21 protein-coding genes are annotated in these 22,232 nt (G+C 67.7%); 11 read left to right on the top strand and 10 right to left on the bottom strand.

Features of this window, described 5'->3' with window-relative positions:
- Positions 1-39 precede the first annotated feature (39 nt).
- The 6 genes from leuC to AC3DEZ_RS09295 all read left to right on the top strand — a co-directional run bounded on the left by leuC (position 40) and on the right by AC3DEZ_RS09295 (position 4,750).
- Positions 40-1,467 (top strand): 3-isopropylmalate dehydratase large subunit, encoded by a 1,428-nt coding sequence (gene leuC, locus AC3DEZ_RS09320; RefSeq protein WP_488387970.1) that lies wholly within the window; start codon positions 40-42, stop codon positions 1,465-1,467.
- Positions 1,467-2,048, top strand: coding sequence for a 3-isopropylmalate dehydratase small subunit (leuD, locus tag AC3DEZ_RS09315; protein WP_488387969.1), 582 nt, complete (start codon positions 1,467-1,469; stop codon positions 2,046-2,048). Before leuC ends, leuD begins: the two co-directional genes overlap by 1 nt.
- Positions 2,038-3,126 carry a 3-isopropylmalate dehydrogenase gene (gene leuB, locus AC3DEZ_RS09310; protein ID WP_488387968.1) on the top strand — a complete coding sequence of 363 codons (1,089 nt, stop codon included), beginning with the start codon at positions 2,038-2,040 and terminating at the stop codon, positions 3,124-3,126. The genes leuD and leuB overlap by 11 nt, the downstream gene beginning before the upstream one ends.
- A 171-nt stretch (positions 3,127-3,297) precedes the next feature.
- Entirely contained in the window at positions 3,298-3,648 is a 351-nt protein-coding gene (locus AC3DEZ_RS09305) for a hypothetical protein (RefSeq protein ID WP_488387967.1), read from the top strand.
- A gap of 74 nt (positions 3,649-3,722) precedes the next feature.
- Positions 3,723-4,418 carry an aspartate/glutamate racemase family protein gene (locus AC3DEZ_RS09300; RefSeq protein WP_488387966.1) on the top strand — a complete coding sequence of 232 codons (696 nt, stop codon included), beginning with the start codon at positions 3,723-3,725 and terminating at the stop codon, positions 4,416-4,418.
- Positions 4,419-4,426: 8 nt separating this feature from the next.
- Positions 4,427-4,750 (top strand): low molecular weight protein tyrosine phosphatase family protein, encoded by a 324-nt coding sequence (locus AC3DEZ_RS09295; RefSeq protein ID WP_488387965.1) that lies wholly within the window; start codon positions 4,427-4,429, stop codon positions 4,748-4,750.
- Between the two features lie 83 nt (positions 4,751-4,833).
- Here the strand turns inward: AC3DEZ_RS09295 and AC3DEZ_RS09290 are convergent, their stop codons facing one another.
- Both AC3DEZ_RS09290 and AC3DEZ_RS09285 read right to left on the bottom strand, forming a co-directional pair.
- Positions 4,834-8,004, bottom strand: a complete 3,171-nt coding sequence (locus AC3DEZ_RS09290) for an efflux RND transporter permease subunit (protein WP_488387964.1) — start codon at positions 8,002-8,004, stop codon at positions 4,834-4,836.
- Positions 8,005-8,080: 76 nt separating this feature from the next.
- Positions 8,081-9,178: an efflux RND transporter periplasmic adaptor subunit gene (locus AC3DEZ_RS09285; RefSeq protein ID WP_488387963.1), complete on the bottom strand. Its 1,098-nt coding sequence runs from the start codon at positions 9,176-9,178 to the stop codon at positions 8,081-8,083.
- A 110-nt stretch (positions 9,179-9,288) separates the two neighbouring features.
- Here AC3DEZ_RS09285 and AC3DEZ_RS09280 point away from each other — a divergent pair, with 110 nt between their 5' ends.
- From AC3DEZ_RS09280 to AC3DEZ_RS09270, 3 genes are all read left to right on the top strand, one after another.
- Positions 9,289-9,954 (top strand): TetR/AcrR family transcriptional regulator, encoded by a 666-nt coding sequence (locus AC3DEZ_RS09280; RefSeq protein ID WP_447103550.1) that lies wholly within the window; start codon positions 9,289-9,291, stop codon positions 9,952-9,954.
- 147 nt (positions 9,955-10,101) lie between these two features.
- Positions 10,102-10,758, top strand: a complete 657-nt coding sequence (locus tag AC3DEZ_RS09275; RefSeq protein ID WP_488387962.1) for a protein-L-isoaspartate O-methyltransferase family protein — start codon at positions 10,102-10,104, stop codon at positions 10,756-10,758.
- 19 nt (positions 10,759-10,777) lie between these two features.
- Positions 10,778-12,166: a TolC family outer membrane protein gene (locus AC3DEZ_RS09270; protein ID WP_447103552.1), complete on the top strand. Its 1,389-nt coding sequence runs from the start codon at positions 10,778-10,780 to the stop codon at positions 12,164-12,166.
- 84 nt (positions 12,167-12,250) lie between these two features.
- Here AC3DEZ_RS09270 and AC3DEZ_RS09265 read toward each other — a convergent pair whose 3' ends face one another.
- The gene (locus tag AC3DEZ_RS09265; protein ID WP_488387961.1) at positions 12,251-13,492 is read right to left on the bottom strand and encodes a CaiB/BaiF CoA transferase family protein; all 1,242 of its coding nucleotides are present in this window, start codon (positions 13,490-13,492) and stop codon (positions 12,251-12,253) included.
- Positions 13,493-13,499: 7 nt separating this feature from the next.
- Positions 13,500-14,798 (bottom strand): lipid IV(A) 3-deoxy-D-manno-octulosonic acid transferase, encoded by a 1,299-nt coding sequence (gene waaA, locus AC3DEZ_RS09260; RefSeq protein WP_488387960.1) that lies wholly within the window; start codon positions 14,796-14,798, stop codon positions 13,500-13,502.
- 49 nt (positions 14,799-14,847) lie between these two features.
- Between waaA and AC3DEZ_RS09255 the strand changes: the two genes are divergently transcribed.
- The gene (locus tag AC3DEZ_RS09255) at positions 14,848-15,747 is read left to right on the top strand and encodes an LpxL/LpxP family Kdo(2)-lipid IV(A) lauroyl/palmitoleoyl acyltransferase (protein ID WP_488388289.1); all 900 of its coding nucleotides are present in this window, start codon (positions 14,848-14,850) and stop codon (positions 15,745-15,747) included.
- Between the two features lies 1 nt (position 15,748).
- Here AC3DEZ_RS09255 and AC3DEZ_RS09250 read toward each other — a convergent pair whose 3' ends face one another.
- From AC3DEZ_RS09250 to AC3DEZ_RS09235, 4 genes are all read right to left on the bottom strand, one after another.
- Complete coding sequence (locus AC3DEZ_RS09250) at positions 15,749-17,083, bottom strand: O-antigen ligase family protein (protein WP_447103555.1); 1,335 nt, start codon at positions 17,081-17,083, stop codon at positions 15,749-15,751.
- Positions 17,055-18,197, bottom strand: coding sequence for a glycosyltransferase (locus AC3DEZ_RS09245; RefSeq protein ID WP_488387959.1), 1,143 nt, complete (start codon positions 18,195-18,197; stop codon positions 17,055-17,057). The genes AC3DEZ_RS09250 and AC3DEZ_RS09245 overlap by 29 nt, the downstream gene beginning before the upstream one ends.
- A gap of 16 nt (positions 18,198-18,213) precedes the next feature.
- Positions 18,214-18,411 carry a zinc-finger domain-containing protein gene (locus AC3DEZ_RS09240; RefSeq protein ID WP_141455457.1) on the bottom strand — a complete coding sequence of 66 codons (198 nt, stop codon included), beginning with the start codon at positions 18,409-18,411 and terminating at the stop codon, positions 18,214-18,216.
- A 209-nt stretch (positions 18,412-18,620) separates the two neighbouring features.
- Positions 18,621-19,196 (bottom strand): YceI family protein, encoded by a 576-nt coding sequence (locus AC3DEZ_RS09235; protein ID WP_488387958.1) that lies wholly within the window; start codon positions 19,194-19,196, stop codon positions 18,621-18,623.
- A 231-nt stretch (positions 19,197-19,427) separates the two neighbouring features.
- Between AC3DEZ_RS09235 and AC3DEZ_RS09230 the strand changes: the two genes are divergently transcribed.
- Positions 19,428-20,402, top strand: a complete 975-nt coding sequence (locus AC3DEZ_RS09230) for a mitochondrial fission ELM1 family protein (RefSeq protein ID WP_488387957.1) — start codon at positions 19,428-19,430, stop codon at positions 20,400-20,402.
- Here the strand turns inward: AC3DEZ_RS09230 and AC3DEZ_RS09225 are convergent, their stop codons facing one another.
- Positions 20,403-21,635, bottom strand: coding sequence for a Tle-like phospholipase domain-containing protein (locus AC3DEZ_RS09225; RefSeq protein ID WP_488387956.1), 1,233 nt, complete (start codon positions 21,633-21,635; stop codon positions 20,403-20,405).
- A 2-nt stretch (positions 21,636-21,637) separates the two neighbouring features.
- Positions 21,638-22,232, bottom strand: a 595-nt coding sequence (locus tag AC3DEZ_RS09220) for a hypothetical protein (RefSeq protein WP_488387955.1), incomplete at its 5' end; no start/stop codon positions are given.

Genomic DNA, 22,232 nt, shown 5'->3' with positions numbered 1-22,232 from the left:
TCCATCGCCCGCGACATGAATCCATTCGACCCATCGACCATGACCACCCAAGCTCCCCGTACCCTGTTCGACAAACTCTGGGACGCGCACGTCGTCAGTCCCGAAAGCGACGCCGCGCCCGCGGTGCTGTACATCGATCTGCACCTGATCCACGAAGTCACCTCGCCGCAGGCGTTCACCGAGTTGAAGTCGCGCGGCCTGAAGCCACGCCGCCCGGACCGCACCAAGGCGACGATGGATCACTCCACCCCGACCCTGCCCGCCGACGCCGACGGCAGACTGCCCTACTACACCGCCGCCGCGGAAACCCAGGTCCAGACCCTGGCGCGCAACTGCGCCGAGCACGGCATCGAATTGTTCGACATGGGTTCGGACCAGCGCGGCATCGTCCATGTCATCGCGCCGGAACTGGGTTTCACCCAGCCGGGCATGACCATCGTCTGCGGCGACAGCCACACCTCCACCCACGGCGCGTTCGGCGCGCTGGCGTTCGGCATCGGCACCAGCGAGGTCGGCCATGTGCTGGCGACCCAGTGCCTGCTTCAGCGCAAGCCGAAGTCCATGGCGATCACGGTGGAGGGCGAACTGGCGCCGGGCGTCGGCGCGAAGGACGTCATCCTGCACATCATCGGCGTGATCGGCGTGAACGGCGGCACCGGCCACGTCATCGAGTATCGCGGCTCGACCATCCGCGCGATGGACATGGAACAGCGCATGACCCTGTGCAACATGTCGATCGAGGCCGGTGCGCGCGCCGGCATGGTCGCGCCGGACGAGACCACCTTCGCCTGGCTGGCGCAGGCGCCACGCGCGCCCAAGGGCGCCGACTTCGAACAGGCGAAGCACGACTGGTCATCGTTGCGCAGCGACGAGGGCGCGCGCCATGACGTGGACGTGCGCATCGATGCGTGCGACATCCGCCCGACCCTGACCTGGGGCACGCATCCGGGGACGGCGATCGCAATCGATGCGCCCATTCCCGCCGCCAACGACGCCGCCGCGCGCAAGGCGCTGGACTACATGGCGTTCGAGGCCGGCCATGCACTGGCGGGTACGCCGGTGGACGTGGTGTTCGTCGGCTCCTGCACCAACGGCCGCCTGAGCGACATGCGCGAGGTCGCCTCGGTGCTGCGCGGCCGCACCATCGATGCGCGCGTGCGCATGCTGGTCGTACCGGGTTCGGAACAGGTCAAGCGCCAGGCCGAGGCCGAGGGCATCGACGCCATCGTGCGCGCCGCCGGCGCGGAATGGCGTGAACCGGGTTGCTCGATGTGCATCGCCATGAACGGCGATCTGGTGGCGCCCGGCCAACTGGCGGTCAGTACCAGCAACCGCAATTTCGAGGGCCGCCAGGGCCCTGGTTCACGCACCCTGCTGGCTTCGCCGCTGAGCGCGGCGTGGGCGGCGGTGAACGGACGCGTGAGCGATCCGCGCGAGCTGTTCGCGGCACGCAAGGAGGTGGCCTGATGAACCACTTCCGTGAACTGCGATCGCAGAGCGTCGTGCTGCGCCAGACCAACATCGACACCGACCAGATCATCCCGGCCCGGTTCCTGTCCACCACCGAGCGTGCCGGCCTGGGCCGGAACGCCTTCAACGACTGGCGCTGGCAGGCCGACGGTTCGCCCAATCCAGCGTTTCCGTTCAACCAGCCGGAGAACGCCGGGCGCCGCATCCTGCTGGCCGGCAGCAACTTCGGCTGCGGGTCCTCGCGCGAACACGCACCGTGGGCGCTGACCGATCTGGGACTGCGCGCCATCGTCAGCAGCGAGATCGCCGACATCTTCCGCAACAACAGCCTGAAGAACGGCCTGCTGCCGGTGGTCCTGGCCGAGGCCGACGTGCAGGCGTTGATGGAACGCCCGGACGATGAACTGACCATCGACGTGGCCGCGCGCGAGCTGCGCACGCCCGATGGCCGCGTCCATACCTTCCCTCTGGATGCCTTCGCCCAGACCTGCCTGCTCGAGGGCGTCGACGAAATGGGCTACCTGCTGGCACGCGAGGCCGATATCGAACACTACGAGGAAACCCGCCATGCGCGCTGAAATCGCCGTCCTGCCCGGTGACGGCATCGGCCCTGAAGTCACCACCGCCGCCGTCTCCGTCCTGCGTACCGTGGCCCGCCGCCACGGCCATGACTTCACCTTCACCGAGCACGACATCGGCGGCGTCGCCATCGATCGCCACGGCGATCCGCTGCCCGCCGCCACGCTGCGCGCCTGCCAGCAGGCCGACGCGGTGCTGCTCGGGGCGGTGGGCGGGCCGAAATGGTCCGATCCCAACGCGAAGATCCGTCCCGAGCAGGGCCTGCTGGCGCTGCGCCGGGGCCTGGGGCTGTTCGCCAACCTGCGGCCGGTCCGGCCGCATCCGGCCGCGCTGAACGCCTCGCCGATCAAGCCGCACCTGCTGACCGGCGTGGACATCATGGTCGTGCGCGAACTGACCGGCGGCATCTACTTCGGGGACAAGACCCGCGACGAGCGCGGCGCCAGCGACCTGTGCAGCTACAGCGTCACCGAGATCGAGCGGGTCGTGCGCAGCGCCTTCCGCCTGGCCCGCGAGCGCCGTGGCTACCTGGTGTCCGTGGACAAGGCCAACGTGCTGGAAACCTCGCGCCTGTGGCGCGACGTCACCGCGCGCATCGGTCGCGAGGAATTCGCGGACGTCAGGCTGGAACACGTGCTGGTGGATGCGATGGCCATGCATCTGCTGTCCCGCCCGCGCGAGTACGACGTGATCGTCACCGAAAACATGTTCGGCGACATCCTGACCGACGAGGCCTCGATGCTGGCCGGTTCACTGGGCCTGCTCCCCTCCGCCTCGCTGGGCGATGGCCGGGTCGGCCTGTACGAACCGATTCACGGTTCGGCACCCGACATCGCCGGCAAGGGCATCGCCAATCCCTACGCGACCATACTGAGCTGCGCGATGCTGCTGCGCCATTCGCTGGGACTGAGCGAGGAAGCCGATTGCATCGAGCGCGCCGTCGACGGCGCCCTGAACGCACAAGTATTCACCAACGATCTGGCCGCGGGTGGTCGCGGCGTCTCCACCCAGGCGGCCGCGCAGGCCGTGATCGAACAATTGAACGAGCACTGCTACGTCGCCGAACTCCGGGACTGAGTCTGCTCTCTCTGACAGGCGGGCTTCGGCCCGCCTTTTTTTTGCGTATCTTGCCGGTCTCTTCCCACCCGCTTGCGGCCGTGCCGCCCGGGCGGCGATAGTCCCTCTCTCGGGAGGGGCGCGGACATGACGCCTGGTGCGAAACATCGATTGAGACGGGTGACGTCCACCTTGCTGATCACCCTGTGGGGCGTTGGCTCGCTGGCGGGGTGGCCGGTGCTGGGAGGCTTCCTTCCGCTTTCGTTGATCTTTCTGCTCAATTCACGGACGGACCCCGCCGAATCCTCCGACTCCGGCGTCATGGGCCTCATGCAGCCGCGACTGATTCCACTCTTCGCCCTGCTGTTCTTCGGCGTGTTCTACACCGTGGCGAAGTACGGGTTGCCGAAAAGCGTGCTAGAAGATGTCTGGCGAGGCTGGTTGGTGATTCCCGTGTGGGTGGCGCTGCTGGCGCAGATCATCCTCGAATCCGACGCCGGACCCGTTGGCGGCGCCGGAGATGCCGTGGAACGCGCCGACTGATCGCAGCAGGTGTCCGTCCACGGCGACGCCCCGCTTCGCACCGCGCATTCCGGTCACTACCCTACAATGCGGGCATGAAGACCATCGGAATGCTGGGCGGCATGAGCTGGGAGTCCACCGTGCCCTACTACCGCCTGATCAACCAGCGCGTGCAGGAGCGACTTGGCGGGCTGCACTCGGCGCGCATCCTGCTCTACAGCCTGGACTTCCAGGAAGTGGAACGACTCCAGCATGCCGGCGAGTGGGATCGCGCGGGCTCACTGCTCGCCGACGCCGCCCAGCGCCTGCAAGCCGCGGGCGCCGGTTTCCTCGTCATCTGCACCAACACGATGCACAAGGTCGCGCCGGCGGTCGAGGCCGCGACCACGTTGCCGTTGCTGCATATCGCCGATCCCACTGCGCTCGCCGTGGTGGCAGCGGGATTCCGGCGCGTCGGCCTGCTGGGCACGCGGTTCACGATGGAGGAGAATTTCTATCGCGAACGCCTGCAAGGCGAACATGGTCTGGAAGTGCTCATCCCCGACGCCGGGGATCGCCTCGAGGTCCATCGCATCATCTACGAGGAACTCTGCCAGGGCATCGTCGACGACGGATCGCGCGCCGTCTATCGCGGCGTCATCGACCGATTGATCGCGGGCGGCGCGGAAGCGGTGATCCTGGGGTGCACGGAAATATCGCTGCTGGTGGGACGGGAGGATTCGCGGGTGCCACTGTTCGACACGACCGCGCTGCATGCCCGAGCCGCCGCGGACCACGCACTCGACGATTGAGCACGGCGATGCGCAAGGTACTTTTCATCTGCAGCCAGAACCGGCTTCGCAGCCCCACGGCGGAACAGGTCTTCGCGGATTGGCCTGGTGTGGAGACCGCGTCCGCCGGCCTGAACAACGACGCGGAAAACCCGCTCACGCCGGAATTGCTGAAATGGGCGGACCTGGTGTTCGTCATGGAGCGGGCGCACCGCAACAAGCTGTCGTCGCGCTTCCGTGCCCACCTTGGACGGCAACGGGTCGTCTGCCTCGACATCCCGGATGAGTACGACTACATGGATCCGATGCTGGTCCGCCTGCTGCGCGTGAAGGTCCCGCCGCATCTTCCGTAAGGTGGGCCTCGGCCCACCATGGATCTTCCGCACGATACGCGATCCGATCAGACCAACGGGCGTGGCCCCGGGCCTCCCCCGAGTCAAGCCGCGTCGCCCTCCTCCGGCTTCACCTTGAACCACGCCGCATACAGCGCCGGCAGGAACAACAGCGTCAGCAGGGTCGCCACGGTCAGGCCACCCATGATCGCCACCGCCATTGGTCCGAAGAAGGCGCTGCGCGACAGCGGAATCATCGCCAGCACCGCCGCCAGCGCGGTCAGCACGATCGGCCGGAACCGGCGTACGGTCGCGTCGATGATCGCGTGCCAGCGATCGTGGCCGGCATCGATGTCCTGCTGGATCTGATCCACCAGGATCACCGAGTTGCGCATGATCATGCCGGCCAGGGCGATGGTGCCGAGCATGGCGACGAACCCGAACGGCACCCGGAAGATCAGCAGCGCGAGGGTCACGCCAATCAACCCCAGTGGCGCGGTCAGCGCGACCAGCGCCATCCGCGGGAAACTGCGGAGTTGCAGCATCAGCAGGGTCGCGACCACCAGCAGGAACAGCGGCATGCCGGCGTTGATCGAGTTCTGGCCACGCGCCGAGTCCTCGACGGTGCCGCCGGTCTCCAGCAGATAGCCTTCCGGCAGCGCCTTGCGGATGTCCTCCAGGGTCGGCTGGATCTGCCCCACCACGGTGGGCGGTGTCAGCGCGTCGGTGTTGAGATCCGCGCGCACGGTCACCGTCGGCAGGCGGTTGCGATGCCAGATGATGCCGTCCTCGAACGCGTACTCCAGATTCGCTATCTGCGACAGCGGCACGCTGCCGCCGTTGCTGGTCGGAACCGCCAGACTGCCCACCAGATCCATGCGCGCGCGCTCCCGTTCCGGGCCGCGCAGCAGGATCTCGACCAGTTCGTTGCCTTCCCGGTAGGTGCTGACATGCAGACCCGACAGCGAACTGGTCAGGAAGTGGGATACCTGGGCGGTGCTGACGCCCAGCGCGCGCGCGCGATCCTGATCGATCACCAGGCGCACGATCTTGCTGGGTTCGTCCCAGTCCAGATTGACGTTGGCGACATGGGGGTTCGCGCGCACCTTTTCGGCCACCTGGCGCGCCAGCGCCTGCACGCGCTCGATGTGCTCGCCGGAGACCCGGAACTGGATCGGATAGCCGACCGGCGGCCCGTTCTCCAGCCGGGTTACCCGGAACTGCAATTGCGGGAACTGCGGCGCGACTTCCTCGATCAGCCACTTGCGCGTCGCCTCGCGCGATTCGATGTCGCTGGCCAGCACCACGAACTGCGAGAAATTGGCCTGCGGCAATTGCTGGTCCAACGGCAGATAGAAACGCGGCGAGCCGGTGCCGATGTAAGCCACGTAGTTCCGTATGCCTTCGCGCTTGCCCAGCAGCTTCTCGAGCAGGCGCGCCTGCGCGTCGGTGGATTTGAGCGAACTGCCTTCGGCCAGTTCCAGATCCACCATCAGCTCCGGACGCACCGAATCGGGGAAGAACTGCTGGGGTATGAAGCGGAACATCACGATCGACAGCACGAACGCCAGCGCGGTCACGCCAATCACCAGCCAGCGATGGCGCAGGCAGGCATCCAGCAGCTTGCGGAATTTCTGGTAGAACGGCCGCTGGTAGGGATCATGCTCGTGCGCATCGTGCGGCGCCGGTTCCAGCCATCCAGCCAGGGCCGGATGACGGTCGGCCAGGCGCGCGCGCAGCCCGTGCCAGCGCGCGGCCAGCGAACCAGGCTTCGGAACGCGCGGCTGATCCAGATCCGGCAACATCTTGTCGCCCAGGTACGGGATGAACAGCACCGCCGCGATCCACGACACCACCAGTGCGATTGTCACCACCTGGAACAGCGACCGGGTGTACTCGCCGGTGCTGGAGGCTGCGGTCGCAATGGGCAGGAAGCCCGCCGCGGTGACCAGCGTGCCGGTCAGCATCGGGAAGGCAGTCGACTCATAGGCGTAACTCGCCGCCTTCAGCCGGTCGTAGCCCTGCTCCATCTTGATGGCCATCATCTCCACCGCGATGATCGCGTCGTCCACCAGCAGGCCCAGCGCCAGCACCAGTGCACCCAGCGAAATCTTGTGCAGGCCGATCCCGAAGTAGTGCATCACCGCGAAGGTCATCGCGAGCACCAGCGGGATCGAGACCGCCACCACCAGGCCGGTGCGCAGGCCCAGCGAGAAGAAGCTGACCACCAGCACGATGACGACCGCTTCGGTCAGCACCCGCACGAACTCGCCGACCGACTCCTCCACCGCGTGCGGCTGGTCGGACACCTTGCGCAACTGCATGCCGACCGGGAGGGTCTTCTGCAGGCGCTGGAATTCGTGTTCCAGGGTATCGCCGAGCTTGAGGATGTCACCGCCGTCCTTCATCGCCACCGCGATGCCGATGGCGTCTTCGCCCATGAAACGCATCTTCGGCGCGGACGGATCCGCGAAGCCGCGCCGCACTTCGGCGATGTCGCCCAGCCGCACCGTGCGGCCACCGGCGTGGATGGGGAATTCGCGGATCTCCTCGACCGAGCTGAACTCACCGCTGACCCGCAGTTGCACGCGATCGGACGGGGTCTCGAAGAAACCGGCCGGCGTCATCGCGTTCTGCTCGTCCAGCGCCTGCTGCACGGCGGTCAACGGAATGCCCAGGGTCGCCAGCTTGGTATTGGACAGTTCGATCCAGATCTTCTCGTCCTGCAGACCGACCAGTTCCACCTTGCCGACGTCGGATACGCGCTGCAGTTCCAGCTGGATGCGATCGGCGTAGTCCTTCATCACCGCATAGTCGAAGCCCGGTCCGGTCAGCGCATAGATGTTGCCGAAGGTGTCGCCGAACTCGTCGTTGAAGAACGGTCCGACCACGCCTTCGGGCATCGTGTAACGGACGTCGCCGACCTTCTTGCGGATCTGGTACCAGAGTTCGGGAATGTCCCTGGAGTTGAGCGAGTCGCGGGCCATGAAAATGACCTGCGATTCACCGGCGCGCGAATAGGAGCGGATGAACTCGTATTTGCCGGTGGTCATCAGCGCCTTCTCGATGCGCTCGGTGACCTGCTTGGACACTTCGTCCGCGGTCGCGCCCGGCCAGACCGTGCGCACGACCATCGCCTTGAAGGTGAACGGCGGGTCCTCGGACTGGCCGAGATGGCGGTACGACCAGGCGCCGATCAGTGCCAGCACGATCATCGCGAACAACACCAGCGAGCGATTGGTCAGCGCCCATTCGGAAACATTGAAGCGGCGCATGGTCAGCGGTCCCCTTCAGCGCACATGGCGTCCGGAACCCCTGCGGGCATGCGGTCCTTCGTTGCCGGCGCCTTCATCACGGCGCGCCCTTGGCGGGCACGGCCAGCACGGGACGGTTGTCGCGATCGACCGGGGTCACCGCCACGCCTTCGCGCAGCAGGTGGCCACCGCCGGCCACCACCCAGTCGGTCGCGGCGACGCCGGACAGCACCGGCACTTCGGTATCGCCGTAGGCACCCAGGCGAACCGGGCGCAGCGCCACCTTGCCGGTCTTCGGATCGACGACCCAGACGGCGGTGCCTCCCTGGGCGCCGCGTTGCACGGCGGACAGCGGCAGTTTCAGCGCCGCCTTCGCACCCTGTTCCTGCACGTAGACACGTGCGCTCTGGCCGAGTTCGACTGCGTTGACCGCCTCGCCGACCAGGCTGACCCGCGCCGCGTAGGTGCGGGTCTGCGGGTCCGCCGCCGGCGCGATCTCGCGGACGGCGCCGGGCAGGCGCTCATCCGGCGCGTTCCACAACTCCACCAGCACCGGCTGGCCGACGCTGAACTCGCGGATGCGGTTTTCGGGCAAGCCGATCGCCACCTCGCGTCCGCCGTCGGCGGCCAGCGTATAGATGGTCTGTCCGGCGGCCACCACCTGGCCGGCTTCGGCCTGGCGGCTGGCGATCACGCCATCGCGCGGCGCCCGCAACTGCGAGTAGCCGGCCTGATTGCGCATCACCTCCATCTGCGCGCGCGCCGCGCGCGCGCGTCCCTCGGCCGCCTTCCAGGCCGCGACCTGCGCGTCGTAGGCCGAACGGCTGACCACCGCCTGCTCCACCAGCTTCGCGTAGCGATCACGATCGCCGCGGGTACGCGCCAGCTCGGCCTCGGCCGCCGCCAGTTCGGCGCGCGCGGCCTGTTCCTGCAGGCCGAAATCGCCCGCATCCAGCAGCGCCAGGATCTCGCCGCGGCGGACCCGCGCGCCGGCATCGACATTGCGCCGGGTCAGGTTGCCGCCAACCCGGAATGACAGCGGGCTTTCCTCGCGTGCGCGCACCTCGCCGGCATAGGCCGTCAGCGCGGCTTCCACACCTCCGGAGGGATGCACCACCATGGCCGGACGCGGAGTTTCCGCGGTTTCCCCGCCGTCCCCGCAGGCCGACAACGCCAATCCGAGGAATAGACCCATTCCGATCCCGCGCAAGCCCTGCCCGTGCATGGCGACTCCGTTGTCATTCAGTAATTAATGGACTTGCCGGTATAGTATAAATATCGAACCGAGTAGTCTAGTATTGCCGAATGGCCAGCCCCGTACCTCCCGCCAGCCGCCGATCCGCCGCCAAGCCCGCTCCCGGGCCCGGACGTCCCAAGGATCTCGGCAAGCGCGCCGCCATCCTGGACGCCGCCAAGCGGCTGTTCGCCCGCGAGGGCTTCGGCGGCACTTCGATGGATCAGATCGCCGCCGAAGCCGGCGTTTCCAAACTGACCGTATACAGCCACTTCGGTGACAAGGAAGCCTTGTTCACCGAGGCGGTGCGGGCCAAGTGCGAGGAAATGCTGCCCGACGATCTGTTCCAGATCGAGCTGGAGGGGCCGCTGCGCGACCAGCTCCGGGTCATCGCCCAGGCTTTTTTCGCGCTGATCAGCAGTGACGAGGCCATCAGCACCCAGCGGATGATGATGGTCCCGGGCAATATCGACGACAACCTGAAACAGGTGTTCTGGCAGGCCGGGCCGCAACGGACCCATGACGCCTTCGCCGGCCTGCTGCAGGCGCGGGTGGATGCCGGGGAACTGGACATCCCGGACGTTCCCCGGGCCGCCGAGCAGTTCTTCACCCTGATCAAGGGGGACCTCCACGGGCGCATGATGTGCGGCTTCGGCGAACGGCCGGGCCGTGGCGACGTCGCCAGCCATCTCGACGCCTGCGTGGACTTGTTCCTGCGGGCGTATGGCAAGCGCTAGGCTCGTGCGGCCCCGGATTGCCGACGGAGGTCGCGGTGACTTCCGGCACTGCGCCATGGGGGGGCCAGCCGCGATCCTTCCCGAGCGCGACCGGAGCCGTCCCGGTAAAATGCTCGGCCCTGTCCCACGCGCCGGATGACTTCCCCCATGACGATCGATTATTCCCTCGCCCGCGAAAACATGGTCGAACAGCAGGTACGTCCCTGGGACGTGCTGGAAGTTCGCGTGCTGGACGTGCTGTCCGCACTGCCGCGCGAGGCGTTCGTGCCGGAGATTCATCGCGCCCTGGCGTATGCGGACCTGGAAATCCCGCTGGGCCACGGCCAGAAAATGATGAAGCCGGTCCTCGAGGGTCGTACCCTGCAGGCGCTGAACATCCAGTCCGATGAAGAAGTGCTGGAGATCGGCACGGGCAGCGGTTACCTGGCCGCCTGCCTCGGCGCGCTCGCGCGCGATGTGGTCAGCCTGGAAATCCAGCCCGAACTCGCCGCCGCTGCCCGTGAGCGCCTTGAGCGCACCGGGCTGGGCAACAATGTCCGCGTCGAGACCGCGGACGCGCTGCACTACACCACCGATCGCCGGTTCGACGCGATCTGCGTGACCGCGGCGGTGGAAAGCATCCCGGAGCGCTTCCTGGAATGGCTGCGTCCGGGCGGCCGCCTGTTCGTGGTCCGTGGCCAGTCACCGGTGATGGAAGCGGTGCTGCACCACGCCGATGTCAACGGCGCCCGCATCGAATCGTTGTTCGAAACCGATCTCGCCTACCTTGTCGGTGCCGCCCCGGCGCCGAAGTTCGTTTTCTAAGGATAAATAAGGAACCCGCATGAGCCGTCGCCCCCTCGTACTCGCGCTCGCCCTTGCCCTGCCCTTCAGCGCCAGCGCCACCGACCTGCTCCAGACCTTCGATCTGGCCCGGACCGGCGATACCCAGCTGTCGATCGCAGAGGCCAATACGCTGAACACCAAGGAAGGCAAGGTCCAGGCGCGTGCCGCGCTGTTGCCGCAGCTCGATGGCTCGGTCGGTTACGATCGTACCCACAGCAGCCGTCCCGGCAGTTTCCAGACCGACGCGCTGGGCAATGTCGTCTCGGTCGGTGACACCAAGGGCCGTTCGTACGGCGCCACGCTGAGCCAGTCGATCTTCGACTGGAGCCGCATCTCCAACCTGCGCGCCGAACGCGCCAACAGCGCCGCGGCCGATTACAACCTCAACTCGTCGAACCAGGAACTGATCACCCGCACCTCGGCGGCCTACTTCGATGTGCTGATCGCGATCGAGTCGCTGGCCGCGGCCCAGACCAACGAAGCCGCCGCCAAGAAGCAGTTCGACTACACCCAGAAGCGCCTCGAGGTCGGTCTGGCGCCGATCACCGACGTGCATGAAGCCCGTGCGCAGTACGACAGTGCCCGCGCAAGCACCATCCTGAGCCGCAACACCCTGGACGACACCTATCGCGCACTGACGGAGCTGACCGGCCAGCCGATCAGCAACCTGCAGGGCCTGCCGGACGATTTCCGTCCCGAACTGCCGGCCGAGCAGTCGGCGCAGGGCTGGGTGGATCGCGCAGTGGAGCAGAATCCGGCGCTGAAGGCCGCCGAGTTCCAGAAGCAGGCCGCCGACTTTGGCGTGTCCAGCGCGCGCGCCGGCCACTATCCCACGCTCAGTTTCCTCGGCAGCTACAACAACGGCGCCAGTTGGGATTCCGTGCATGGCCCCGGCAGCCCGGGCACCTCGCGGGACAATGAAGGCTACAAGTGGGGCGTCACCCTGAACGTGCCGCTGTTTGCCGGCGGTGCCACCCAGTCGCGTGTGCGCCAGGCCCTGGCCCAACGCGACGTCGCCGACGACACCGTCGAGCAGACCAAGCGCGCCCTGGTCCGCAACACCAGCAACGTCTACCAGGCGCTGGTCGCGGGCGTGAGCGAAGTCGAGGCTCGTCGCCTGGCGGTTGTGTCGGCGCAGAGCGCCTATGACGCTTCCGAAGTCGGTCTGGAAGTCGGTACCCGCACCGTGCTGGATGTGCTGCAGAACCAGCGCACGCTGTTCCAGGCGCAGGTCGAGTACGCCCGCTCCAAGTACCAGTACCTGCAGAACCGGCTGCTGCTGGAGCAGGCCGCCGGCACTCTGGAGCGCACCGACATCGAGGACGTGAACCGCCTGCTGACCGTCAACGCCGAAGCCCGCCTGGCTCCGGCTAGCACCACGAACTGATCGGCGATTCACTGCGGGAACGAAAGACGGCGGGCCAGGCCCGCCGTTTTTTTTTGCCCTGCCATGCAGCGAGCAGCGATGGCGTCAGCCAACGACGCCCTGTGCACGGAGCTCGTCGATTTCCTGTACCGACCAACCGGATTCGCGCAGGACATCCTCCGTGTGCTGTCCGAGCATCGGCGGCGCGCGGCGATAACGCACCGGTGTCGCCGACAGGCGCAACGGACTGGCCACCATCGGCAATGCCTCCTGTTCCGGATGATCGATGTCCACCTGCAGACCGCGGGCACGCACCTGCGGATCCGCGAACACTTCGTCGATGCCGTTGACCGGGCTGCAGGGAATGCCGGCCGCTTCCAGCGCGGCCAGCCACGCCGCGCGGCCGCGGCGTTGCATCACGCCGGCGATCAACGGTACCAGCGCCTCCCGGTTGCGCACGCGATCGGCGTTGCGCGCGAAGCGGGGATCGCCGGCCCATTCCGGATGTCCGGCGATCGCGCAGAAGCGCGCGAACTGCGCATCGTTGCCCACCGCGAGGATGACGTGGCCGTCGGCGGTCTCGAACGCCTGGTACGGCACGATGCTGGGATGGCCGTTGCCCATCCTGTGCGGCACACTCCCGCCCACCAGGTACTGACTGCCCAGATTGGCGAGCATCGCCACCTGCGCATCGAGCAGGGCCATGTCGATGACTTGCCCTTCCCCGGTCGCATCGCGATGCCGCAGCGCCGCCAGGATGGCGACCGTGGCGTACATGCCGGTGAACAGATCCGCGACGGCGACGCCTACCTTCTGCGGCCCCGCACCGGGCAGGCCATCGCGCTCGCCGGTCACGCTCATCAGACCGCCCAGCCCCTGCATCGCGAAGTCGTAGCCGGGACGGCGCGCATACGGGCCGGTCTGTCCATAGCCGGTGATCGAGCAATAGATCAGGCGCGGATCGGCGGTACGCAGGCTGTCCGCGTCCAGGCCATAGCGGGCCATGTCGCCGACCTTGAAGTTCTCGACCACCACGTCGCAGTCGCGCGCCAGTCGTCGAATCACGGCCTGTCCGGCGGACGAAGCGATGTCGACCGCGAGCGAGCGCTTGTTGCGGTTGGCGCACAGATAGTAGGCGGACTCGCCGGTTTCCCCGCCCGCGCGATCGCGCAGGAACGGCGGTCCCCAGCCGCGCGTGTCGTCGCCGCTGCCGGGACGTTCGATCTTGATCACGTCGGCGCCCAGGTCCGCGAGGGTCTGGGTGCACCAGGGGCCCGCCAGCACCCTCGACAGATCCAGTACGCGGACGCCGGCCAGTGATTGCGGCGACGGAAGGGAGGCATTCATCGGCGCATCAATCCACGGCGGGCGGCAGATCGGGCTCGATCATCGCCAGCGTGCGCGCCAGCGCGCCGCGCCCGTGCTCGACCAGCGCGCGTCCATTGTCGGACATGCGTTGCCGTTCCACCGGGTCGGCCAGCAGGCGCTGCACGCCCGCGGCCACCGCCTGCGCGTCCTGGCCCACGATCAAGGCATCGGCTTCCTTGAGCAATTTGGTGATCTCGACGAAGTTGTGCAGATGGGGGCCGGTCACCGTCGGCGTTCCCACCGCCGCCGGTTCCAGCAGATTGTGTCCACCGATCGGCTGCAGGCTGCCGCCGACGAAAGCGACATCGGCACAGGCATAGAGCGAGGCCAATTCACCCAGCGTGTCGATGACGAACACATCGGTATCGGCACCGGGCCAGCGCTGTCCACGGCGTGTTCCGGTGCGCAGGTGCGCGGCTTCGGCCGCCTCCTGCACGCGCACGAAGCGTTCCGGGTGGCGCGGTGCCCACAGCAGCAGCAGATCCGGCCACTGCCGGCGCAGATGGCGATGGATCGCCAGCACGGCCGATTCCTCGTCTTCATGGGTGCTGGCCGCGATCCAGACCGGCCGCTGACCGACGCTCTCGCGGAATCCGGCCACCAGGGTGTTCAGGCCGTCCGGCGCGCGCACGTCGAACTTGAGGTTGCCGATGTCCCGCACCTGTTCCGGATCCGCGCCGAGCACCACGAAACGGCGCGCGTCGGCGTCGGACTGCGCGGCGATCCGGCGCAGGGTGCGCAGGGTGCGCGCGATCAAGGGCCGCAGCACGCTGTAGCCGCGCAGCGAGCGCGCGGACAGACGGCCGTTGAGGATGTAGGTGGGGATATGCCGGTCCTGGCAACCGAACAGCAGGTTGGGCCAGAGTTCGGTCTCCATCACCAGTCCGATGGCGGGACGATAGTGATCGAGGAAGCGCCCGACCGCGCCGGGGAGATCATAGGGCGCATAGACGTGTTCGACGCTGTCGCCCCACAACGCCGCGACCCGCTCGGATCCGGTCGGGGTGATGGTGGTGACCACCCAACGCAGGTCGGGCCGGACGCGGCGCAGCGCTTCCACCACCGGTGCGGCGGCATTGACCTCGCCCACCGATACCGCATGCAGCCAGATGTCGGCGGGCTCCGGCTTGCGCTCGTAGCTGCCGAAACGTTCGTTCCAGCGCTGGAAATACTCGGCGAAGCGGAAACCGCGCCAGATCAGGTGGTACACGGTGACCGGCGTCAACAGGTACAGCGCGCCCGAGTACAGGCCACGCAACAAACGCTCGGTGAAGTCCTTCCGCATCGGGAAAGGATAGGTAAGACGCTAGAATTAAGCCATGGCCGCCCCGCAGATGCCCACCCGCCCTCCGTTCTCCCCGCGCCTCTGGCTGAAGTGGTGCGGCCTGGGCGTCATGGTCGCCGGGGCATGGCTGCCGTGGCCGGTGCAGCGTGGACTGGGCTGGTGCATCGGCAGGGTCGCGCCCTACCTGGCGCCGTCCCGGCGACGCGCGGCGGAGGTCAACCTGGCGCTGTGCTTCCCGCAGATGGGCGATGCCGAGCGGCAGGCGCTGTTGAAGGAAAGCTTCCAGGCGCTGGGCGTCGGTCTGTTCGAATTCGCGCGCGCCTGGTGGGGCTCGATCGCGCCGATGCGGCGCGACGTGGCCATCGAAGGCCTGGAACACCTGCAGGCATTGCGCGCGCAGGGGCGTGGCGTGCTGATGGTGTCCGGGCATTTCATGACCCTGGAAATGTGCGGCCGGCTGATCTGCGATCACATCGAGCTGGCCGGCATGTACCGCCGCCACCGCAACCCGGTGTTCGAATGGGCGGTCAAGCGCGGCCGCCTGCGCTACGCCACCCACATGTTCACCAACGACGAGATCCGCGGCGCGGTCCGCCACCTCAAGCAGGGCGGCTTTCTCTGGTACGCGCCGGATCAGGACATGCGCGGCAAGGACACGGTGTTCGCGCCGTTCTTCGGCGTGCCGGCGGCCACCATCACCGCCACCCACCAACTCGCGCGGTTGACCGGCTGCGCGGTGGTGCCGTTCTTCCACCGGCGGGAGGGCGGCCGCTACATCCTGCGGGTGGCGCCGCCGCTGGAGGATTTTCCCACCCAGGACGCGGTGGCCGACAGCACCCGCGTCAACGCGCGGATCGAAGCGATGGTGCGGGAAGCGCCGGCCCAGTACCTGTGGATCCATCGCCGTTTCAAACGCCAGCCCGAAGGCCGCAGCAAACGCTACGACTGACTCAGGACGCGGATGGCGAACCGCCCTCGCGTGCCAGCAGGCTGCCGGTGTACAGCGCGGCCAGCATCAGGGTCAGGCCGCCCCAGAAAGTCGAATAGAAGGCCAGGTGGGTATTGAACGGGAACACGGTCACCGCCAGCGCCAGCATGGCCGGGCGCGCGCGTTCCTTGGCCTGCGGGGTCGCATAGCGCCACGCGCGCCAGGCCAGCGCGGCGCCGGCCAGCCACAGCAGCAGACCGATGACGCCGGTTTCGCTCAGCACTTCCAGCACCAGTTGGTGGGCATGCAATGCCGGCCCCTGGCCCCAGGCCGGACGCCCGCCATGCAGCGGATCGCATGCGGGGAACGCCTTGCGGAAGCCACGCACCCCGACCCCGTTGATCGGCTGCTCCTTGGCCATGCACCAGGCGGCGCCCCAGATCTGCGCGCGTCCGGACAACGCCATGTCCACGCCATCCTCGTCGGCGGCCAGCGCCTGGCTGGTGCGGTCCAGGCGCTCCCGCAATTGCGGCGAGGCCACGCCGAGCGCGACCAGCGCCAGCGCGCCGAAGGCGAACACCGCCAGCAGTCGCTTCCAGCCCAGCAACGGCAGGCCGGAGAAAACCAGGACCAGGGCATAGGTGATCCATGCCGCGCGCGCGCCGGCCAGGATGATCACCACGCCCACCGCCGCGGCCGCCACGATCCACCCGAAGGTGCCCAGCCTGCGGCCCGCGCCGAACAGGACGAACGGCGAAAGGCTGGCCAGGACCACGCCCAGCTTGAGGTTGCAGGGCCCCAGGAAGCCGCTGAGGCGATCCACCACCGCCACATCCTCGGGCGTGCACATCGAATGCCCGCTGGTCAGCTGCTTGAGCTGATCCAGGCTCCAGAACAATGGACTGGTGCCGAACACCGCCTGCAGCAGCGCGTCGCAGGTCCATACCGCCACGATGATGGCGAGGCCGCCGAACGTCGTCCGCCGGCCACGCTCGTTGGCCACCGCGGCGGCCACCAGCCACAGGAACGGCAGGTAACGCAGATCCACCACGGACTCGCGCAGCGCGCGCGCGGAATCGACCGCTTCGACCGCCGAAATCAGCTCGGGCAGCCAGTAGGCCAGGAACATCACGCTGGTGAGCGCCCAGGCCGGATTGCTGAGCAGGCTGGCACTGCCGCGGAAGCGCGCCATCAGCAGGCGGATGATCGCCGCCAGCGCGCCGAGCACCATCACGCCCTCGGCGAACCCCGGCATTGGCCACAACGCGACGAACGTCAGCACCCAGGCCGGCGCCCAGCGCCAACCGTGCGGCGCGCGTTGCGCGTTCTCAGTGAGCGGCGATCCGGTGACGGTCATGGGCGAGTTCAAGATAGGTGGCGAGCGTGGCGTCCTGCATCGCGCGCAGGGTGTAGGCCGGCATCGTAGCCGCTGGCGCCGCCGGATGCGACGCCAGCAACGTGTGCGCGGCTTGCAGCAGGGCATCCTCGTCGAAGGGCGCCACCGCGCCTTGCGGCTGCAATTCGGCGAGCAGTTCACCGACGCCGCCATGGGCCCAGCCCGCTACCGGGCGTCCCACCGACAGGGCTTCGATGACCGTGCGGCCGAATGCCTCGGGCTTGCGCGACAGCTGCAGCACCAGATCCGAGGCGGCGTAGGCATCGGCGATGCGCGCGGTCGGCGGCGTGATCACCAGCGCATCGCCGAAACCACCCCGTCGGGCCTGCTGCTCCAGTTCATCGATGTACTGCTCGCGTCCGGCTTCGCGCGCGCCCGGCATCCACAGGCGCGCATCCAGTCCCCCGGCGCGCAGCCGGCCGAGCAGCGCCAGCGCGTCGCCGTGGCCTTTCAACCGGGTGCCGCGACCCGGCAGCAGCAGCAACGGGCCCTGCCCGCCGAGCGCCGGGTGTTCGTTGGCGAAATGTTCGCGCATGGCGCGATCAGGCCATGCCCGATGTGGGAAGCATGTCGGATCGATGCCGCGCGGAATCACCCGCAGCGTGCCGGGATCGGTACGCGGATAGTGTTCCAGCACGTACCTGCGCACGGTCTCGGAAACGCAGATCACGCGTTCGCCGCGGGTCATGATGCCGCTGTAGAGTCCCGGCGAGTTGAGGCCATGGACGGTGGTGATGAAACCCGGGCGCCGCGCCGCAGGCATCGCGCCCAGCGCCTTCCAGCCCAGCCATGCCGGCAGCCGCGAGCGCGCATGCACCAGATCGGGGCCGATGCGCAGGAACAGATCGCGCAGGGTGCGGACGTGCCGCAAGGTCAGCAGCGACTTGCGGCCGATGTCGAGCGCGATGTGTTCGGCGCCCGCTTGTTCCAGCACGGGCACCAGCCGGCCGCCCGCCGAAACGACGATGGCGCGGTGCCCGGCCCGGACCAGCGCCTCGGCGATCTCCAGCGTCGATCGCTCCACGCCGCCGGACTCCAGCGCCGGCAGCAGTTGCACCACGGTCAGGCGGGGCATCGTGGCCCGGCGTGAATCAGTCGGCGAGGACGAAATGCGAGCCGCAGTACGGGCACTGCACTTCGCCGCCCGGGGCATCCTCGATCGGCAGGTACACGCGCGGATGCGAGTTCCACAGGGCCATCGACGGCAGCGGGCAGCTCAACGGCAGGTCCGCGCGGTGCACGGTGTAGCGCTTCTCGGCGTTGGCGGGCGCGGTGGCGGTCTGGCTCATGGCGACGAATGCGATTCGGGAAAACCGGGGAAGTCTACCACCGGCGCGGGAACGGAGCCTCCGCGCACGGCGGAGAGCGTGCGCCTGGCCAGCCCGGAACAGCCCGGGAACCGGAGCCGGACAAGAAAGAAAAACGCCGCCCGGTTGAGCCGGGCGGCGCGGGTGGGCCGGTCGGGGGAGGGAAGCGGGGGTACCGGCCCCGGGGGGCTTTACTCCTTCGGTACCAGCGCTTCGGTGGTGATGCGCAGCTTCACCTCGTCGCTGACCGCCGGCGCGTACTTGCCGACGCCGAACTCGGTGCGGCTGACGGTGGTGGTGGCGTCGAAACCGATCGCGGCGCGCTTGGCCATGGCGTGCTCGCCGGACTTGTTCAGGGTCACGTCCAGCACCACCGGCTTGGTGATGTCCTTGATGGTCAGGTTGCCGGTGACCTTGAGCTTGCCTTCACCGGCGGCTTCCACCTTGGTGCTCTTGAAGGTGGCGGCCGGGAACTTGGCGGCGTCGAAGAAATCGGCGCTGCGCAGGTGCTCGTCGAAATCGGCGACGAAGCTGTTGAGACCGGACAGCGGCAGGGTCACCTCGACCTTGGACGCGGACACGTTCTCGGCGTCATAGACGATGGTGCCGTCGGCCTTGCCGAAATGGGCGCTGGGGTTGGAGAAGCCGAAGTGGCTCCACTGGGCGATCACGTCGGTGTGGTTGGGATCGATCTTGTAGGTGACCGGGGCGGCGAACGCGGAACCGGCGAACGCGAACAGGGCGGCAATCAACAGGGTCTTGCGCATGATGGAATCTCCGGGGGTGGTGGTCTTTCGAATACGGCAGGCTTCGTCAAGGCCGGGTCGAGGCGGCGGCGCGACCGAAGCTCCAGCGGATGACCCGGCGGGGGTATATCCGGAAGGAGGCGGTATCGGGCGCATCGGATTCGCCCGGCCGGTCGAATCACAACGGCGCCAGTGTAGAGTGTCCCGACTTTGACGATCATCCGGCTGCTCCGGAACGGATTGTTTTGACAGGTGGAACAAATAGACCGCCCCGCCCCCCCTTCCGAGCCCCTCTGGACGCTCACCGACGGCCACGCCGGCAATGTCCGCCAGGCCGAGGCGCTGGCCGTGGCGCTGGGGATGGGAGCGCATGCGCCGCAGGTCCTGCGCTCACGCGTCCCTTGGCGCTGGTTCGCCCCGCGCCGGCTGCCGGGCGACGCCGGCGCGTTCGGTCCGGCATTCCGGCAGGCACTCGCATCGCCGCCCCGGCTGGCCATCGGCTGTGGCCGCCAGGCCGCATTGGCGACCCGGCTGCTGCGCGCGCAGGGTGCGCGGACCGTGCAGATCCTGCATCCGCGCCTGGACACGGCGTGCTGGGACTGGGTGATCGTCCCCGCACACGACGGCCTGAGCGCAGCCAACGTGCTCACCGTGCAGGGCAGTCTGAATCCGATCGACGACGACTGGCTGGCGCGCGCGCGCATGGATTTCGCCGCGTTCGCCCAGTTGCCGTCGCCGCGCACCGCCGTGCTGCTGGGCGGCAGCAGCGCGCACGCGCGCTTTGATCGCAATGCCTTCGAAGTCCTGGCCGGTCGCCTGGAGGCGATGCTGGCGCGGGATGGCGGCAGCCTGCTGATCACCGCCTCGCGTCGCACCGATGCCCAGGTGCGGGCCGCCCTGCGTCATCGTTTCGTGGAAACCCCGGGGCTGGCCTGGCTCGACGCAAGCGACGGCCCCAATCCCTATGCCGGCCTGCTGGCCTGGGCGGATCGGCTGGTGTGCTCGCCGGATTCGGTCAACATGATCTCCGAGGCCTGCGCCACCCGCGCGCCGGTGTTCGTCTTCGATCCACGGCGCGTCAGTGGACGTCCGCGCCGTTTTCTCGATGCCCTGCTCGCCAGTGGCCGGATCCGGGCGCTGGACGGCAAGCCGGCGCCGTTCGACGTCGAACCCCTGCGCGAAACCGCGCGGGTGGCCGCGGTGCTGCGGGAACGATTGAACGGCTAGCTAGCGCACCCGTCCGCCGCGCGACTCCGGGGGTGGGAACTCCGCCTGTGGCGCGGCCGGCCGGGAAGCCGCCGCGTTATGCAGACCCCGCCATTCCTGTTCCCAGCGCTGTCCCTCCGCGGAACCGGCCAGGTCCCGCAGGGCACGGTCCAATGCCCGCGAATCGCCCGAACCCGCCGCCTGGAGCAGGGCATCAACCTCGGGGGACAACGCCCCGCGCCCCTTACCCGGGCTCGGCGCGTGACCGCCCCAGCCCGGCCAAGACGCGCCACCATAGGGTTCCAGCGACAAAGCCGGCGAGGGTGAGCCGGAGCGCCCGGTTGGCTGACGCGACTGGCCCAGTCCCCGCAGTCGGTCGATGCTTTCCTGCAACAAATCCTGCGAACCGCTTGCCAGCAGCGTCATGCCCCGTCGCATGTCCCGCATGTCGTCGCGGTACTTCCCGATCATCGGTGCGAACTGTGTGGCCAGCGCTTCGGCCCGTGCATCGCCCAACACCGAACGGTCCGGCCGCCCCACCCCATCCACCGCCAGAAAGTGGTGCAGGGAGTGCGAACCCAGCGACTGACTGGCCGCCGCCAGCGGCGAACGCAGGTCGGTCAGGCGCGAAGCGTGGTTGTCGTAACCGCCCTTGCGCACCAGGGTCTCCACCTCATGGGCCAGGGCGTAGGTACGGACCTGTCCATAGTGCGGACTGGCGGCACTCACCACATCGGTGGCCATCACATGGTTGATCATCTGTGTGCCGCCCGTGGGGATGCGCTGGTTGAGACTGGCGGCGCCATAGGCGTTGAAGGTCTCGCCGCGCAGGTTGAAATGATGGGCCGTGATCTGGGCCAACGCGCCGCCGAGGGAGTGGCCGGTGACGGTGACCTCAACTTCTCGTCCCTTGTTGGCAACGTAGTCTTGCGCAATCCTGATGGCCCGCTGAGTCAGCTGCATGGCTTCGGGCGTCTGTAGATTGTGCCGCGCCAACACCATGCCCGCATCGGTCAGCAACGCGTCCTGCAGAGGCTCACGGCCCCCTTCCGTGCCCCGGTGCGCCACCACCACCGCACCGCTGTCGACATGCTGGTAGATGACGCCCTGGTAACCGGTAAGCGGATTGTTGACGTATTCGTGCACCTTGTAGCGCGCACCTCCAATATTCGCCACCTTACCGACTTGAGAGCGCAGTGTCCTGGCATCGTCATAGCAATGCTCTGAAAGATTCGCATATTGCTGTGAGCTCAACCTCATCGCGTCACCTCTTCAGCCACCAGCGTGATGGTGAACAGGTCGTCTCTGAGTTCGGGACGGTATTCCTCTCGTGCTGCCTCACCGTGGTCGGGATAGTTTTCCACCATTGAATGGGGGTATCGCTTTTTCCAGTAGTAGGTCGTTTTCGGCTTGTCCGAAGAGAACCCATCCCATCGCTGTTCCAGATTCGCCGTAAACAGGGTCTCTCCTTCGGCGCCGGTGGCCTCCAGGTGTATCAGCACCTGGCTCATCTCCCAGCGGCACACACCCCGGCCGTGGTAGTCCTCGTCAATCATGCCGTCCAGGTAAAAGACACCCGTGTACTCATTCTCAGCCACGCGTGTCAGCGCTATCGGGATGTCCCCCAACGGAATGGGTGACGGGACACCTCCAAAGTTCTCCATGGGCGGCGGCAAGCACTCGGTATTGGTCACCTCATACCAGGCCACGCTCTGCATGATTCTCAACGGCCCCGGCGCATCCGCAATGCGCATCGTCAGCCGGTAGGCCTGGGTGGGATGGGGATTTTCGCGATAGACGGGCTTGGGTTTCATCGAGGCACCACAGGCGGACAGGGAAAGCAGCAGGAAT

Source organism: Pseudoxanthomonas sp. 134C1 (assembly GCF_057773065.1).
The sequence above is the reverse complement of the archived record's forward strand: the minus strand, read 5'-3'. Positions and strand labels throughout refer to the sequence as shown.

Bases quoted from the DNA above. Each gene is read 5' to 3' on its own strand.
- leuC (WP_488387970.1), top strand. From the start codon at position 40: ATGACCACCCAAGCTCCCCGTACCCTGTTCGACAAACTCTGGGACGCG.
- leuD (WP_488387969.1), top strand. From the start codon at position 1,467: ATGAACCACTTCCGTGAACTGCGATCGCAGAGCGTCGTGCTGCGCCAG.
- leuB (WP_488387968.1), top strand. From the start codon at position 2,038: ATGCGCGCTGAAATCGCCGTCCTGCCCGGTGACGGCATCGGCCCTGAA.
- AC3DEZ_RS09300 (WP_488387966.1), top strand. From the start codon at position 3,723: ATGAAGACCATCGGAATGCTGGGCGGCATGAGCTGGGAGTCCACCGTG.
- AC3DEZ_RS09295 (WP_488387965.1), top strand. From the start codon at position 4,427: ATGCGCAAGGTACTTTTCATCTGCAGCCAGAACCGGCTTCGCAGCCCC.
- AC3DEZ_RS09290 (WP_488387964.1), bottom strand. From the start codon at position 8,004: ATGCGCCGCTTCAATGTTTCCGAATGGGCGCTGACCAATCGCTCGCTG.
- AC3DEZ_RS09285 (WP_488387963.1), bottom strand. From the start codon at position 9,178: ATGGGTCTATTCCTCGGATTGGCGTTGTCGGCCTGCGGGGACGGCGGG.
- AC3DEZ_RS09280 (WP_447103550.1), top strand. From the start codon at position 9,289: ATGGCCAGCCCCGTACCTCCCGCCAGCCGCCGATCCGCCGCCAAGCCC.
- AC3DEZ_RS09275 (WP_488387962.1), top strand. From the start codon at position 10,102: ATGACGATCGATTATTCCCTCGCCCGCGAAAACATGGTCGAACAGCAG.
- AC3DEZ_RS09270 (WP_447103552.1), top strand. From the start codon at position 10,778: ATGAGCCGTCGCCCCCTCGTACTCGCGCTCGCCCTTGCCCTGCCCTTC.
- AC3DEZ_RS09265 (WP_488387961.1), bottom strand. From the start codon at position 13,492: ATGAATGCCTCCCTTCCGTCGCCGCAATCACTGGCCGGCGTCCGCGTA.
- waaA (WP_488387960.1), bottom strand. From the start codon at position 14,798: ATGCGGAAGGACTTCACCGAGCGTTTGTTGCGTGGCCTGTACTCGGGC.
- AC3DEZ_RS09255 (WP_488388289.1), top strand. From the start codon at position 14,848: ATGCCCACCCGCCCTCCGTTCTCCCCGCGCCTCTGGCTGAAGTGGTGC.
- AC3DEZ_RS09250 (WP_447103555.1), bottom strand. From the start codon at position 17,083: ATGACCGTCACCGGATCGCCGCTCACTGAGAACGCGCAACGCGCGCCG.
- AC3DEZ_RS09245 (WP_488387959.1), bottom strand. From the start codon at position 18,197: ATGCCCCGCCTGACCGTGGTGCAACTGCTGCCGGCGCTGGAGTCCGGC.
- AC3DEZ_RS09240 (WP_141455457.1), bottom strand. From the start codon at position 18,411: ATGAGCCAGACCGCCACCGCGCCCGCCAACGCCGAGAAGCGCTACACC.
- AC3DEZ_RS09235 (WP_488387958.1), bottom strand. From the start codon at position 19,196: ATGCGCAAGACCCTGTTGATTGCCGCCCTGTTCGCGTTCGCCGGTTCC.